The sequence below is a fragment of the Nocardia sp. Root136 genome, assembly GCF_001427185.1.
GTDB lineage: Bacteria > Actinomycetota > Actinomycetes > Mycobacteriales > Mycobacteriaceae > Nocardia > Nocardia salmonicida.
Window position 1 is genome coordinate 323,492 of sequence record NZ_LMFE01000011.1, and the last position, 15,238, is coordinate 338,729.

Below are 15,238 nucleotides of genomic sequence, written 5' to 3' on the forward strand. Positions count from 1 at the left end.
CCTTCAAGAAAGTCGGCTGTCGATGTCGGCCACCCAGCAAGCTGAGCGTGGGCCCTTCGTCGTTTCGCCTCCGTCAAGACTGCGTCCGTACGATCCGAAACCAGCGACGGTGGTGGTTTGCGGCGTTGACGTAGTTGGGGTGCTCAGAGGTAACGGGATGCTTACTTCTCCCTTACCTCTGCGCGGGGTTTCACCCGCTACTCTTGGCCCGGTTTCACCGGGCCTCGAACAGGTGGTTGGCCGAACATGGGTGTGTTCGGCGTAAGAGCAAACGATAAGTCAGACCGCAGACCCAACCAACTAAGGTTGTGCTAAGTAACCCGTCTAGCTGGGGTTTGTAACGGCTGCTCGCATCGTCGCGCGCGTCGTCCAGTGTAAAGCAGACTGGGGACCGGATCGATCCCGGACAACCCGTTCCTACCTGCGTGAACACCGTGGACGAGCAGGCTCGAATCAGCCGCCGACCCGGGGCCGAAAGCTGAACTCACCTGCACCGCAGCAGATTTCCCTACAGATGCCCTGGTCAAACCTCCCACCTCCGCTAACCGGGGGTGGGGACTGTGAGATATTCCCGACACGGGCCCCCACAAGCGCGCCAGTCAGCCGACCGTACGGTCTGTATTGCGAAATGTGCGCCACAGCACACCCCTGGCTAACTTCTGGCAGTGTCGTTCGACACAAATCGGGCGCGGACGGCGGTAGAGCCCGGCTCGCCGCGTACGACACGCCGAGGTGGGCACGGAAATATCTCGGTCGACGCGATGGCTGGACTCGCTCGACTGTGAGGCTGACCACAAGCAGCACCTCGGCACTCGGTGTGTCGGTGTCCGGCCTGTCACGCTGACACAACGAATCCATGCCAGTTTTGCCATGCCTACCAGTTTCGCCATGCCCAGTGGAGCGCACGACCCGGGGAGAATTCATGACCGGCTTACTCACCTGGCTCGGCGGAGGCCTCGCCTCGCCTCGGCGCCGGGACCCTGAAACGGGTGCTGACCTGGCTTTCAGCCACGAACAAGGCCGTTATCTCGTCACCGGTGCCGCAGTGTCGTCGTTCGCGCTGATCGCCGGTCTCGTCGCGTTGTGCGCGCTGCTCGCCGCCGATGTCGGCGTGGTCGGCGCGGTGCTGTTCGCGCTGGTCGTCGCGGGCGCGGCGGGCGCGCTCGGGCGGGCGCTGGCGACCACGCGTCCAGGGGCCGACGATGACCGGTTCGGCGTCGCGGCCCGGATCGGGGTCGGGGTGCTGGCGGGGGTGTTCGTCGCCGAACTCGCCGCCACCGTGCTGCTCGGCGGGACCGTCGACCGGGAACTGGATGTGCGCGCCCAGGCCGGCGCCGAGAACGCGCCCGCCGTGGTCGCCGCCCGCACCACCTTCGACCTGGCCACCGCCGACCGCGCCGCGCTCGACCTGAGCATCGCCAAGTCGCAGGCCGATATCGACCGTGCGCTGGTGATCGCCCGATGCGAGTACAACCCCACTCCGGAATGCCCGCGGACCAGGATCACCGGGGTGCCCGGTCGCGGTCCGGAAACCCAGACCGCCAATGACATGCTCGACGACGCCCGCAAACAGCTCGCCACGGCGCAGGGCCGCGTCGAGAGCCTCGACCAGCGGGTTCGCACCGAGTCCGCCACCCTCGCCGCCGCGCGGACCAGCGCGATCGCCGAGGGCGACCGTGGTCTCGGCGCCCGCTGGCTGGCCATGAACAGCTACACCGCTTCGCACGCGGGGGCCGCTGCCCTGCGCCTTCTCATCCTGCTCGCGGGGATCGCGGTGGCTCTGCTGCCGCTGCTGTTGCGCTGGTGGCGCGGGGAAACCTCGCTGGACCGCCGGGTCGACGCCGCGGACGTGGCCGACCGGGCCCAGCGCGAAGCCGACGCCGCCATCGCGGTGAAACGCGCCGAGGTTCGCACCGAGACGGCCGCATTGCGCGCCGAACACGAGCTCACCGCCGCGCAACTGGCCATCGAAGCCGATACCGTGATCGATCGAGAACGTCACCGCACCAGGATCATCGCCGCGATCGGCGGTTTCGAGCTCGGGTTCTCCGAGCCGCATCGAAAGGACGACTCCGTGTCTCTGGAGCCGAACGTGCCATCGCAGCTGCCCGCCGGTTATGTCCAGCACGCGCTGCCCACCGGTCCCGCCGGGACGCTTGTCCCCGCGCACCAGGCCCCTACTCAGCAGGCCCCCACGCCCGCGCCGACCGGCGGTGGCGGCCTCGAACTGCCGATCATCGGTACAGTGCCGTTCACCGACACCGCGGCCCGCTGGATTCGCCCGCTGGTGCCTTCGTTCGTCGCCAACGCGTTCGACTCGGCCACCCACCCGATGCGGACCGCGAGACAGGCGTTCGAAGAGGTCGAAGAGGTGACGTTCACGCTGCGCCGCTCGCGCAAGGTCACCGTCGACACCCAGGATTCCTCGGCGCAGCAGCAGGTTCCCGCCGGATACCAGCTGCAGGGACAGCCCGCGCAGGGTTTCCTGCCGCCCGGCGCATACCCGCAGCAGCAGTACCAGCAGCCGTATCAGCCCTATGCCCAGCAGATCGCCTCGAACGTGGTCGACGCGCCGTCGAGCCGCTTCCACCCGGACCCGCGTCAGTACCAATCGGCGCCGACCTACACCGCCCTGCCCGCCGGACAGGGCAACGGTCTGCCCGAGGCGCAGGGCCACGACGAACTCCCCGGCGGCGGAGCGGGCGAACTCCCCGGTGGCCGTCGTCAGCTGCCGCCCGCACGCTGATCGCACGAGTCGGGACAGCAGGCCGTGCCCGCTGTCCCGAACTCCTGCTCAGCCGCGCGTGGTCTTCGTCCGGACCGCGCTGTAGGCCGCGAACAACAACACCGCGACGATGCCGACCACCGTCAGATGGATGCCGCTGACGAACGCCTGATTCGCCGAGGACAGGAACTCCTGCGCCACCGCGGCGGGCAGCTCGGCGGCCACCTCGACCGCGCCACTGAGCGAACCCGATGCGGTGGCCACCGCGTCGTCGGGCAGCAGGGACAGGTCGAGGCCACGGCGGAAGATCGCCATCACGGTGCTCCCGAGCAGGGCAACGCCGAGTGCGAGTCCGGTCTCGTAGGCGGTCTCCGAGATCGCCGCGGCCGCACCGGCACGTTCGGCCGGAGCCGATCCGACGACCAGGTCGGAGGCCACCGTCATGGCCACGCCGGCGCCCAGACCGATTCCGACGAAACCGAGCACGAACGCTTCGGCGCCGCTCACCACGTCGACCGCGAGAAAAGCCGCCGTGCCGAGCGCCGTGACAACCAGCGCACCGGCCAGCACGACCGTCGCACGCCAGCGCCGCACGAGTAGGGCAGCCGCCAGCGAGCCGAGCACGCTCGCCGCGAGTCCGGGCAGCATCAGCAGACCCGCTTGCAGGGGCGTGCGGCCGAGAACCAGCTGTAGATACTGCGAGCCGAAGAACAGCACGCCTGCCAGGGCGAACACCGCGAGCAGGTTGGTGAACACCGCGACCCGGAACCTCGGCAACTCGAACAGCCGCAGGTCGAGCATCGGATCGGTCAGGCGACGCTGCCTGCGCACGAACAGCACGGCCGAGATCACACCGACCAGGCCGACCAGCAGCGCACTCACCGTGGGACCGTGCGCGGCGGTTTCCTTCACCGCGTAGACCACCGGGACCAGCGCCAGCATGGACAGCAGCGCGCTGAGAGCGTCGAACCGGCCCGGATTCGGGTCACGTGATTCGGGGATGAGCAGCGGCGCGAGTGCCAGCAGCACCAGCATCACCGGCAGGTTCACCAGGAACACCGAGCCCCACCAGAAGTGTTCGAGCAGCCAGCCGCCGACCAGCGGACCCGCCGCGGCACCGCCACCGGCCATCGCGCTCCACACGCCGATCGCCATCGTGCGCTGACGCGCGTCCTGGAACATCGAGCGGATCAGCCCCAGGGTGGCGGGCATCAGCGTGGCACCGGCCACACCCTGCAACACCCGCGCCGCGATCAGCATTTCGGGCGAAACCGCCCATGCGGCCAGCGCCGAGGCGACGCCGAAGCCGACGGCGCCGATCAGCAGCAGTCTGCGCCTGCCGATCCGGTCGCCGAGGTTGCCCATCACGACCAGCAGGCCGGCGAGCACGAACGAGTACACGTCGATGATCCAGAGCAGCTGTGGGGTGCTCGGGGCCAGGTCGGCGCTGATCGCGGGCACGGCCAGGTCGAGCACGGTCGCGTCGACGGCGAGCAGCAGCAGGGCAAGGGCGAGTACGCCGAGGCCCGCCCACTCACGCGGGGTGGCGCGCGGCGGGGCGAGTGCGGTGGGGGTGTTCATCGGTCTCTCGACTTTCAGGTTGGTAAACCGTCCAGCCGGTACAGTAACAGGAAAACCGTCCAGACGGTACAGTGAGTGCTGTGAGCCCCGGCACCCGCGATCGCATCCTCGACGCCCTGGAAACCCTGCTGCTCGAACGCGGCACGGCCCAGATGACCCTCGACAACGTCGCCGCGGCGGCGGGGGTATCCAAGGGCGGACTGCTCTACCACTTCAAGAGCAAGGACGCGCTGCTCGTCGGGCTGGTGCATCGACTCGGCGAGCGTGCCCGCACCCAACTCGACGAAGCCAGAGCGAGCGGGAGCTCGATCGCCGAGTGGTACCTCCAGACCCCCGATCCCACCGCGCAGGCCGATGCCGTCGAACTCGCCCTGTACCGCTCGCTGCTGGCGACCATGCGCACCATCGACGCCTCGGCGGGCAGCGAACCCGACGAAGTGCAGCGCGCACTCGACGCGGTGATGGCGGCCTGGTCGGACAACCTCGAGACCGAGGTCGACGACCCCGTCCGCGCCGACACCATCCGCCTCGTCGGCGACGGGGTCTACCTGCGTGCCCTGCTCGGCCTGCCGCAGATCGAGCCCGCGCGCTACCGCGCCGTCGTCGACCGGCTGCTGCAACGCTGACAACCCACGAGCGCGCACACTGAGTGGACGCTTGTACACCGAATTCCGCTGTAAACAACGACACGACCGCTGGGCCGGTGGAGGCTCACAAAAGCCGTCGCCACCAGTTTGTATAGCAACCTGACCCGAACAGTGACCTACGCAACTCTGTGGTCACTGGTCGTTTCGCCGGTTTACAGTTCGAGTGTGATCAACCGCGATGGATCGACACGCGCGGCGGGATCGGCGCCGTGGGGCTCTCCGCTGCTCGGACCAGCCGACGAGAAGTCGACGGCCCGGCGCGTTCGAGTGCAGTTGTTGCTCACCATTCCGCTGCTCATCGCCAATCTGATCGGTATCACGATGGTGGTGGTGCTGGCGGGCTTCGTGCTGCCGGGACCGACCGTGTTCACCCAGGAACTGCTGTTGGTGAACAGCGTCTTCACGCCGGTGTGCGCCGCCCTCGCGCTGGCGGTCGGCACCGCGTGGGGCACCGTGGCCGGTGTGCGATCGATGGGCTGGGCCACCGATCCCGAGCATGTGCCGACGCCGGCCGAACAGCAGGTCACCGTGTCGGCGCCGCGCTGGATGGTGCTGCAGCAGGCCCTCCTGTGGACGCTGACCTTGACCGCACTCACCATTGTCTACGGAGTGCTCGAACCGGCGCTGATCCCCAAGGTCGTCCTCGCGATCGGCGCCGCGGCGATCGTGGTGTGCGCCAACAGCTATCTGATCATCGAATTCGCGCTGCGTCCGGTGACCGCGCGCGTGCTGGCCGCCGACCCGCACCGCCGCCGCGGCATCGGCGTGTTCGGCCGGACCATGCTGTCGTGGTTCGTCGGCGTCGGGGTACCGGTGACGCTGACGATGACGGTGGCGATCTGGGCCTTGGCCGATCCCGCGGTGAGCAAGGCCAGGCTCGCGGTGTGCATGCTCTGCTTCGGCGGCTCGGCACTGGTGTTCGGGTTGATCCTGATGGCCCAGGTCGTCGCGGCGACGGTTGCCCCGATCAAGGGTGTGCGCCAGGCGCTGCGCCGCGTGGAGAACGGTGACCTCGACGCCGAGATCGCCCTCTACGACGGCACCGAACTGGGCGAGTTGCAGAGCGGCTTCAACACGATGGTGCACGGCCTGCGCGAGCGGGCGATGATCGAGGACCTGTTCGGCAAGCACGTCGGCCACGATGTCGCGATGGCGGCGATCGCCTCCCAGCCGGTGCTCGGCGGCACAGAAACCGAGGCCGCTGCCCTGTTCATCGACATCATCGGCTCGACCACGATGGCGGCCACCCTGCCCGCGCCCGAGATCGTCGGCATCCTCAACCGGTTCTTCGACATCGTCGTCGACGAGGTGGAACGCCACGGTGGGCTGCTCAACAAGTTCGAGGGCGACGCCGCGCTGGCCGTGTTCGGCACTCCGGCTCCGCTCGACGACCTGGCTGGCTCGGCACTGTCTTGCGGACGGGCGATCCAGCGTCGATTGCATGGTGCGTCCGATCTCGACGCGGGGATCGGCGTCGCGGCGGGACGGGTGGTCGCGGGCAATGTCGGTACGCACAACCGGTACGAGTTCACGGTGATCGGCGATGCGGTCAACGAGGCCGCTCGGCTGTGTGAACTGTCCAAGCAGTACGACGAACGTCTACTCACGTCGGCGACCACGCTCGCCGCCGCCGCCGACTCCGAATCCGCGCAGTGGATTCTCGGTGAGACGGTCACCCTGCGTGGGCGTTTGAAGCCCACGCAGGTCGCGCTGCCGAGGCTGTCCGAGCGGGCCGACGAGGGCGCCTCTGCCGGGCGTGGATCCGCTGACGTTCGGTAGGGCGCAGTACGCATGACCGGGTGGTTCGGGTGGGATTGACTACACTCGGGCCCGTGCGTCCCGCCGTCGAAACGGTTGGCGCCGTCGGGGCGGGAGTCGATCCGGCACGGGCGCCTGCGCCGGGGCCGCCAACACCGCCGACGGTGCCGATCCGCCCCTTGCGTTTCCGCGAATTGCTCGATGAGCCGTTCGCCCTGATCCAGGCCCATCTGCGGACCTTCGCGGTGCTCGGCGGCAGTGCGCTGGTGCTGGCAGTGCTCGGCGTGCTCGGGCTCACCGGGCTGGTTTCCCACCTCACCGACGGTTCCGACGCGGGTACCGCGTGGGCCGCGATCCTGGCCACCGCGGCAGGTGTGTGGCTGGTGCGCCTGGTCCTGCGCGGCGCGACCGTCGCGATCGGGCTCGCCGATTTCCAGGGGGTGCGTTACGGCGTGCTCGACGGGTTGCGGGCCGCGGGCCGACGGGCGATGCCGCTGGTGGTGGCGCAGATCATGTTCACGCTCACCGGAATCGGGGTGCTGCTGCTCGGCAGCATTCTGGTGATCACCTTTCCGCTCGCGCTGATCTGGCTCTCGCATGTGCGGGCGCGGCGGTTCGTCGCCGAACCGGTGATCGTTGCCGAACACGCGGGTTTCGGTGGGGGTGTGGCCCGTTCGAAGGAGCTCATGCACGGTGGCGTCTGGTCGACGGCGGGTCTGTGGCTCACCCAGCGGTGCATCTTCGCCGTACTCGCGGTGCCCGCGTTCGGTATTCCGTTCTTCCTCTCCGACTTCTCCGGCACCCACCGCTGGGCCGTCATCACTCTGCTCGTCGGCGGATTCCTGCTGGTGGTGACGGTGAGCGAGATCGTCGAGGCAACCAGCCGCGTCCTTTGCTACATCAGCAGGCGCTGCGTCCGGGAAGGTCTGGACATTCGAATCCCCGGTGATCGCCGGTGACCGACTCCCCCGGTGGCGTCCCACCGCGGCCCCGCCTCGGCGCCGCCGCCGAACACCGCGCCGCCGCCGAGAATGCCGCGGGCCGACGCGATTACGACCGCGCCCTGCGCGAACGCTTCCGCGCCGTCCTGCGCGGACTCGAACAGGACGGCAGCCTGCCGGTGCGCCGCTCGCGCACAGCGCAGGAGACCGCCGACGACGCGACCACCGCACTCCCGCTGGAGCAATCCACCGAATTGCATCCGGCGGCACGCAGCTTCGACGAAGTCGTCTACGGCGGGCGCGCGGCCACCGAGGACGAGTACCGCCGCCTCGAATACGCCGACCGGTACTCCCAATCCGCGCCACCGCCGGTACTCGACCCGCTGGAGATCGAGGTCGTCGAACGAGAACCCAAGCAGCGCAGGAAACTTCCGCCGCTGCCCGGGATCTTGCGCAGCCCCCGCTTCTGGGCAACGCTGGCCGCCGGACTCGCCATCGCGCTGCTGATCTACGCCACCATGCAGTCGTGCGGCGCCCCCAACGCGCCCGACACACCGGACCTGCCCGACCCACCGGATCCGCCCGACACACCGCCCGACGACAGCGACCTCGATTTCGGCAGCGGCAAGGACTCGATCTTCACCCGGCTGCCCGGCTGGCTGGCGTTCGGCGGTGTGCAGTTCCTGCTCGCCTTCGTGGCGCTGATCTGGTGGCGGGCGCGCCGACGTGGCGCGCTGGTCGGCGAGCCGCGCCCGGTCGAGGTCGCCGCGAACGAGCTGCTCGCGGGGCAGGCGGGGCTGTACCGGCGCTCCGGCGACGTGGCCCATGTGGCGCACATCCTGCGCGCCGCGACGCTGCGCCGGATCAAGCCTCGGCTGGGCGGCGAGCTCACCGACGATCAACTCGTCGCAGGCGTGTCGAGTCGACTCGGCGTCCCCGCTCAACAGATCGGCACTGTCCTGTTCGGTGACGTGCCGGACGAGACGACTCTCAATTATGTTGCCGCACACCTCGAATGGATCGAGACGGAGCTCGGATGACAAATATTTCCAAGGACGCTGTCGCGCTGGAAGCGCCGAGCGCACAGGAAGCCGCGGCGGCGCTGGCCGCGCTGCGCACCGAGATCGGCAAGGCGGTGGTCGGCAACGACCAGGCCGTGCTGTACCTGGTGCTCGCCCTGTTGTGCCGCGGGCATGTGCTGCTGGAAGGTGTTCCTGGCGTAGCGAAGACGCTGCTGGTGCGCGCGTTGGCCACCTCGCTGGCGCTCGACCACGCGCGCGTGCAGTTCACTCCGGACCTGATGCCGGGCGACGTCACCGGATCCCAGATCTACGATCCGCATTCGGCCGAGTTCACCTTCCGCAAGGGCCCGGTCTTCACCAACCTGCTGCTGGCCGACGAAATCAACCGCACCCCACCGAAAACCCAGTCCTCGCTGCTGGAATCGATGGAGGAGCGCCAGGTTTCGGTGGACGGTCAGCCGCGTGCGCTGCCCGATCCGTTCGTGGTGGTCGCCACGCAGAACCCGATCGAGCAGGAGGGCACCTATCCGCTGCCGGAGGCGCAGCTCGACCGGTTCCTGTTCAAGGTCGACATCCGTCTGCCCGACCGCGACGACGAATTCCGCATCCTGCAACGCCACGCGAGCGGCTTCGATCCGCGTGATCTCGGCGCCGCCGGGCTGCGGCCGGTCGCCGGGCCCGCGCACATCGCGGCCGCGCGCGCCGCGGTGGGCGAGGTGGCGGTGAGCCCGGAGGTGCTGGCCTACATCGTGGATCTGTGCCGTGCCACCCGCTCCTCCCCCGCTGTCGCGCACGGTGCGTCCACCCGCGGCGCGACCGCGCTGCTGGCCGCCGCCCGTGCCTTCGCCTGGCTCAACGGGCGCACGTATGTGACGCCCGACGACGTGAAAACGGTGGCGATGGCGGTACTTCGGCATCGCCTGCAGTTGCGGCCGGAGGCCGAGCTGGACGGGGTGAGCACCGAGGGCGTGCTCTCGTCGTTGCTGGTCTCGGTGCCGGTTCCGGTCTAGCGACGTGGTGGTCACAGGCCGATTCGCGCTGCTCGCCACCGTCGCGGCGGCGGTGGTGATGTTCGTGGTGCCGACAGGGGTCGGGGTGCTCGGCGCGTGCGCGGTGCTGCTGGCGCTGCTGCTGACCGATGTCACGCTCACCGCGCGGGCGGATTCGCTGTCGCTGACCCGTGATCCGTTGACGGTGGTGCGGCTCGGTCGCGACACCGAGGTGGAACTGGTGGTCACCAATACCGGCCCGGCCACCGTGCGCGGCATGCTGTGGGACGCCTGGCCCGACAGTGCCCGCGCCGACATCGACGGCAGGCACCTGGATCTGACCCCGCACACCCGAATCCGATTGCGTACCAGCCTGACTCCGATCTATCGCGGTGATCGGGTCGCGGGTCCGGTGACGCTTCGACTGCTCGGACCACTGGGGCTGGCCGGACGGCAGAGCCGCGTCGAGGTGCCTGCCAGGGTGCGCGCGCTGCCCGCGTTTCGCAGTGAGCGGCTGCTGCGTTCGAAAGTGAAGCGGCTGCATCATCTCGAGGGGCGCAATGTCGCCAATACGCGCGGGCAGGGCACCGAGTTCGATTCGTTCCGCGAGTACGTGGCGGGCGACGACGTGCGCAGCATCGACTGGCGGGCCACCGCACGTGCCAACGACGTGCTGGTGCGGACCTGGCGGCCCGAACGCAACCGCCACATGCTGATGGTTCTGGATACCGGGCGGGCCAGTGCGGGTCGGGTCGGCGAGGGAACCCGACTCGACAGTGCGATCGAAGCGGCGTTGCTGCTCGGTGGGCTGGCCGCGGCCGCCGGCGACACCGTGGACCTGATGGCCTACGACCGGCGAGTGCGCGCGGAAGTGAGTGGAGTCGGCGGCAATCAGCTGCCTCTCAAACTTATGCACACCCTCGCGGGGGTTACTCCACAGCTGGTGGACACCGACACCGACGGGCTGGTCCGCACCGTGATCTCGCGGGTTCGCAGGCGGGCGTTGATCGTGTGGTTCACCAGTCTCGACGGGCCGACCGTCACCGAGCACCTGTTGCCCGCACTGCCGACGCTCACGCGACGTCATCGGGTGCTGATCGTGTCTGTCACCGATCCTGACATCGCCGCTGCTGCCCGTGATCGTTCGGCGGTCTACACGGCGGCCGCCGCCGAAACCGTGCTGGCCGAACGCGCTCTCGTGCAGGAATCACTGCGCCGGCGCGGGGTGGCCGTGGTGGCCGCGGCCCCCGATGAACTGCCAGAGGCGCTGGCCGACGAATACCTCGAACTGAAGCAGTCCGGCTCGCTGTGATCTGTGGACGTCGCGAATTGTGCACAACCGCACGTGGTTGTGGATAACCGCAGTTTCCACCGGTACTCACAGTTCATCCACCGACTCGCCAACAGATTCATCCACAGGCTGGTCTGTGCACAGGTGGGTTCGTGCACAGGCTGGTGATCTACACCCGTGAAAGCTGCTGTCGCCGAGCGAGAATCGCGCCGAGCACGTGATACGGCGGGTAGCCGACGGGCACCGGGCAGCGCAGCGCCGCGCACATGGCCTCGACGAGCTGAGTGCCCAGATAGTGCTGTGTGGGCGGCGTGAGCGTCGGCAGCCGGGTCAGATACCGTCGCGCCGCCCCGGCCAGTTCGTCGGAGATCCCGCTCGGGTCCAGCTGCGCCGACCAGCCGGTCAACCACGGCGGCGCGACGGCCAGCGACGGCATCGGCATGGTCTGGCGGGTGTGCACAACTACCGTTCCGGCGAGCACGTCGCCCACCCGCTTGCTATCGCGCGAACACAGCGACGCGACAACGGCCACCGCGCCGAACGCACCGAGCAGCCAGAAATCAACGATCGCGCCCGCGAGGCCACGGGTGAGCGCGTGCCGGAAGTCGATCGGCCCCGCGTCGGCCCGCACGACGCGCAACCCGAAAGCCAGTTTGCCCAGCGAACGCCCGCGCGAGACGGTTTCGCTGCACACCGGATAGGCGATCAGCACGGTCACCAACGTGATGACCGCCGTCACCGAGAACCAGGCCGAATCGGCGTCGGTGGCCAGCAGCACCAGCATCAAGACGTATTGCAGCGTCGCGGCGAGCGCGAGCTGGAGCATCAGGTCGAGCAGAAAGGCGCCCGCACGGCTGGGAATGCGCGCGATCGGGAGTTCGAGCGCCACCGCTTCGCCGGTGGTGAATTCAGCCATGTGGCTAGCATTCCCGATATGGACACCGATGCCTACAGCTGGGCGAATCAACGGTCGTGGTATCGGCTCGATCAGCTGGTCCGCCAGCGGAAGTTGTCCGGCGCTGAGGCCGACGAGTTGGTCCGGCTCTACCGGTCGACCTCACAGCAGTTGGCGAGATTGCAGGGGCACCATCCGGATCCGGAGCTCGTGGACCGGCTCAGTGCGCTGCTGGCGCGGGCCCGCGGGCGAGTACTCGCGGCACGGTCGCAGCCGTGGCGCGAGGTGGGCCGGTTCTTCACCCGGCACTTTCCCTCGGCTGTGTACAGAGCCTGGCCGTGGTGGCTGGGGACAACTGCGATCTTCCTGGCCGTCGCGGGTGTGATCGGCGTGCTTGTGAATCGTTCGGCCGCGGCCCGCGACGCGCTGGGGATACCCGACGGTGACCTGTCAGATGTCACCGGACCTGGGGGTTCGTTCGAGTCGTACTACTCCGAGCACCCCAACGAGGCCTTCGCCGCGAAGGTCTGGACCCACAATTCGCTGGTGTCGGCGATCGCGTTGTTCACAGGTGTACTGATCCTCCCCGCTGTGTACGCACTGTTCATGAATGCGCTGAATCTGGGGATAACCGGCGGATTGATGGCCGAGGCGGGGCGGCTGGATTCGTTCTTCGGCTTCATCCTGCCGCACGGCACGCTCGAGCTCACCGCGCTGTTCGTCGCGGGCGGGGTGGGATTGAAGCTCGGGTGGACGCTGGTCGATCCGGGACCGCGCAGCAGAGCGGCCGCGATGGCGAGGCAGGGGCGGGCGACCGCGACGGTGGCACTCGGGCTGGTGTGCGTGCTGCTGGTGTGTGGGCTGCTGGAGGGTTTCGTGACGCCGAGCCCGCTGCCCGTACCCGTGCGGATCGCGCTGGGGTTCACGGCCGAGGCGCTGTTCCTCTACTACGTCTTCGGGATCGGCAGGCGAGTGGCCGAGGAACAGGATGCCGAGGCAGCGGTACCGGTCGTGTCGACGGATCCGGCTGATCGGTGGCTGATGGCGCAGCCACAAGCTCTGGACCGGGCGTGAGCACGCATCTGCACGTACATCTGTGAGGCCGACAACTCCGAGCACACCGCCCGGAGACAGCACCGGACAATCGGCAGCTACAGAAGGTCAAGAGATGGTTTCGAACTCCCCCATTTGAGTTCCGCTGGCCGCAGCGAGTCGGGCTCGAACTGCGGCCAGCGTTACCGTCAACTGTACACAATCGTTATCCCCACGCAACCCCCAACGCGCAGGTCCGGGGTACGAACTGCGAACATGCAAAGCCCTGTGGACGCACCGATTTTCACACCCCCAGCAAACTCCTGGCACCGCATTCATCGAGCAGTCGACAGCACCGAGAATTCACCTCGGGCAAACCTTCGATAACGAGTCGCGCATCCTCGGCGAAGTCCGCGCGCGAATGTCGAGCAAGGTTGCCCCGGATCACACCGAGTCCTGGACATAGCTGTCACCTGGGGTTTCGGCAACGGAATTACGGTTGCCGCCTACTTGAAACGGTAAAAGAGACTTGAAGTTTGTTAACTGCGTTGCAAACGAGATGCGCGCTCAGCAATCACGCTGAAACACCGAATTCATCGCCTCAAACTGGACGGACGACTGGTTGCGAACGGGCCGCCGAACGGACAGATATCGGCAGAAGAACATCCGGAATACAAGGTTGCACGGGCAGTGTGACCTTCGCCTCACCTGCGGGAATCAGGAGTATCCGACCCGCCCGCGGGCAAAGGAACCCGACTTTCGGCTGGGCGGGCGTTTCGAGGTCGGCACGCGGCGCCAGTAGTCAGGGGCCCGCCGAAACAGGCGTGAGGTCGGATCCAGGGTGCGAGACGCACTCAACCGATTCGGACGACCCCGGTGACGGTTCCCTGCCAGAGCGCGCCGCCGCGGGTGATGAGCGCGGCCATCTGCAGCGGGTCCTCCGCGACCGTGCCCGGCAGCGGAGTCGAGGTGCGAACAGCGCCGGTTGCCGGGTCGATAACGACATAGTCGAATCCGTCGAGGGGGGTTGTCGCGTCTGGTCCGATGCGGCGCAGGGTGTGGATGCCGCCGTCGGCGAGAGACAGTCGCGGAACGGCAGCGCTGCGTACCCCGCTGTCCCACACCGGGACACATCCGTCGGCAGTGAGGTCGACCCGGCTCAGGCCGCCCCGGAACGGCGCGCTCACCGGAACGGCCGGGCCCGCGCCCTCGGGAACGGTGGGATACGGATAGCCGTAGGTACTCGCGACGAAGATCGACGAACCGACCCCGATCGGCGAATTCTCGCTGCCGCCGACGGGGACCGGGACCGAGCAGACCTGCTCACCCGAGCCGGAGCGCGCCACGATCAGCCGCACCCCGTTGTCGGCATTGTCGACGATGGCGAGATATTCGTCGCCGCGCACCGGTCCGAAGTACGTCGGCGTCGAGCCGGTACCCCAGCTGAGCTGACCCGGTTTCCGCGCGGTGCCACGGTCGTAGGCAGACCGCCAAAGAATCTCCGGTTCATCGTTTTTCGCGCGCAGCTCGTACAGCGCGTGTGTACTCGCCACGGCCACAACACCATTGGGCGCGGACGAAATGCTGTTGGCCACCAGTTCCCCGGACGGCAGCGCCATCGTCGCGACACGCCCCTCTCGTCCGACGAACCCGACGACCCCGTGGCCGGTCGCGAACCAGACATCGCCCGTCCAATCGGGAACCAGTCCGGTCACGTTGTCGCCCTGCGGAATCGAGCCACTCAGATCCGCCTGCACGGTGGCGACCAACCGCCACGCACCGTCCTCACCCCGAACATGCGCGACCCGCAACAGCCGTCGCCCACCGTCGACGACCACCAGTCGATCCTCGTTGTCGAGAAAGGCGTATACCCCGCCGAGCAAGCTCCCCTTGGCCAACGGCAACGAGGCAAGCGCCCCACCGACCGAGCCCGACGCACCCGCGTCGAACAGGAACACCGTCGGCGTCTGCCCCGCGATGGCGGTGCAGAGCCCCACCACCAGCCCATCCGCGCCTTCGAGCAGTGTCGGGCAAGCCGCGCCGAGCGGATACACCGTGACGTCGGCCCCGGGAGCAGGCCCGGCCAATGGCGTCACATCCGAGGACCCCGCGTCCCCGTGCATGGTCGCCGTCCCGAGCGGACCGAGGAAGGGGTTGGCCGCGAGCGGACCGGTGACCGGCGCCGGGTCCGCCGACGCAGGACCCGACCAGGCGCACGCCGAGGCGAGGACCAGGACAGCGGCGCGGGCAAGGAAGCGGCGGCGGGTTGCAGACGGCACGGTCTGTATCGAACCCGAATTCCGCGCTCAGGAGAAGTATTCCGCTCACCCTGCGGCACCGACGGCGAGAAAACGCCG

At 68.3% G+C, this 15,238-nt stretch carries 11 protein-coding genes; 8 read left to right on the forward strand and 3 right to left on the reverse strand.

Features of this window, described 5'->3' with window-relative positions:
- Window positions 1–922 precede the first annotated feature (922 nt).
- A complete protein-coding gene (locus tag ASD42_RS29135; protein WP_056822523.1) occupies window positions 923–2,746 on the forward strand; it encodes a DUF4407 domain-containing protein in 1,824 nt (607 codons plus the stop codon).
- A gap of 48 nt (window positions 2,747–2,794) precedes the next feature.
- Here the strand turns inward: ASD42_RS29135 and ASD42_RS29140 are convergent, their stop codons facing one another.
- Complete coding sequence (locus ASD42_RS29140; RefSeq protein WP_056822526.1) at window positions 2,795–4,306, reverse strand: MFS transporter; 1,512 nt, start codon at window positions 4,304–4,306, stop codon at window positions 2,795–2,797.
- Between the two features lie 80 nt (window positions 4,307–4,386).
- Between ASD42_RS29140 and ASD42_RS29145 the strand changes: the two genes are divergently transcribed.
- The 6 genes from ASD42_RS29145 (at window position 4,387) to ASD42_RS29170 (ending at window position 10,975) form a co-directional block, all read left to right on the forward strand.
- Window positions 4,387–4,932, forward strand: a complete 546-nt coding sequence (locus tag ASD42_RS29145) for a TetR/AcrR family transcriptional regulator (RefSeq protein WP_056822528.1) — start codon at window positions 4,387–4,389, stop codon at window positions 4,930–4,932.
- Between the two features lie 186 nt (window positions 4,933–5,118).
- Window positions 5,119–6,732 (forward strand): adenylate/guanylate cyclase domain-containing protein, encoded by a 1,614-nt coding sequence (locus ASD42_RS29150; protein ID WP_082843827.1) that lies wholly within the window; start codon window positions 5,119–5,121, stop codon window positions 6,730–6,732.
- 53 nt (window positions 6,733–6,785) lie between these two features.
- Window positions 6,786–7,670: a hypothetical protein gene (locus tag ASD42_RS29155; RefSeq protein ID WP_056822529.1), complete on the forward strand. Its 885-nt coding sequence runs from the start codon at window positions 6,786–6,788 to the stop codon at window positions 7,668–7,670.
- Window positions 7,667–8,692 (forward strand): DUF4129 domain-containing protein, encoded by a 1,026-nt coding sequence (locus ASD42_RS29160; protein ID WP_056822531.1) that lies wholly within the window; start codon window positions 7,667–7,669, stop codon window positions 8,690–8,692. The genes ASD42_RS29155 and ASD42_RS29160 overlap by 4 nt, the downstream gene beginning before the upstream one ends.
- Window positions 8,689–9,684: an AAA family ATPase gene (locus ASD42_RS29165; RefSeq protein WP_056822533.1), complete on the forward strand. Its 996-nt coding sequence runs from the start codon at window positions 8,689–8,691 to the stop codon at window positions 9,682–9,684. Before ASD42_RS29160 ends, ASD42_RS29165 begins: the two co-directional genes overlap by 4 nt.
- A 4-nt stretch (window positions 9,685–9,688) precedes the next feature.
- Entirely contained in the window at window positions 9,689–10,975 is a 1,287-nt protein-coding gene (locus ASD42_RS29170) for a DUF58 domain-containing protein (protein ID WP_056822536.1), read from the forward strand.
- Window positions 10,976–11,123: 148 nt separating this feature from the next.
- On the opposite strand, the gene ASD42_RS29175 is transcribed toward ASD42_RS29170, so the two are convergent.
- Window positions 11,124–11,870, reverse strand: coding sequence for an RDD family protein (locus tag ASD42_RS29175; RefSeq protein WP_056822538.1), 747 nt, complete (start codon window positions 11,868–11,870; stop codon window positions 11,124–11,126).
- 18 nt (window positions 11,871–11,888) lie between these two features.
- On the opposite strand from ASD42_RS29175, the gene ASD42_RS29180 reads away from it, so the two are divergent.
- Window positions 11,889–12,923 carry a stage II sporulation protein M gene (locus tag ASD42_RS29180; RefSeq protein WP_056822540.1) on the forward strand — a complete coding sequence of 345 codons (1,035 nt, stop codon included), beginning with the start codon at window positions 11,889–11,891 and terminating at the stop codon, window positions 12,921–12,923.
- An 812-nt stretch (window positions 12,924–13,735) separates the two neighbouring features.
- Here the strand turns inward: ASD42_RS29180 and ASD42_RS29185 are convergent.
- Window positions 13,736–15,169, reverse strand: a complete 1,434-nt coding sequence (locus tag ASD42_RS29185) for a hypothetical protein (protein WP_056822542.1) — start codon at window positions 15,167–15,169, stop codon at window positions 13,736–13,738.
- Window positions 15,170–15,238: the final 69 nt, after the last annotated feature.

What these genes read in the sequence shown, in the direction of transcription:
- ASD42_RS29140 (WP_056822526.1), bottom strand. Translation starts at nt 4,306, where the DNA reads ATGAACACCCCCACCGCACTCGCCCCGCCGCGCGCCACCCCGCGTGAG.
- ASD42_RS29180 (WP_056822540.1), top strand. Translation starts at nt 11,889, where the DNA reads ATGGACACCGATGCCTACAGCTGGGCGAATCAACGGTCGTGGTATCGG.
- ASD42_RS29135 (WP_056822523.1), top strand. Translation starts at nt 923, where the DNA reads ATGACCGGCTTACTCACCTGGCTCGGCGGAGGCCTCGCCTCGCCTCGG.
- ASD42_RS29165 (WP_056822533.1), top strand. Translation starts at nt 8,689, where the DNA reads ATGACAAATATTTCCAAGGACGCTGTCGCGCTGGAAGCGCCGAGCGCA.
- ASD42_RS29175 (WP_056822538.1), bottom strand. Translation starts at nt 11,870, where the DNA reads ATGGCTGAATTCACCACCGGCGAAGCGGTGGCGCTCGAACTCCCGATC.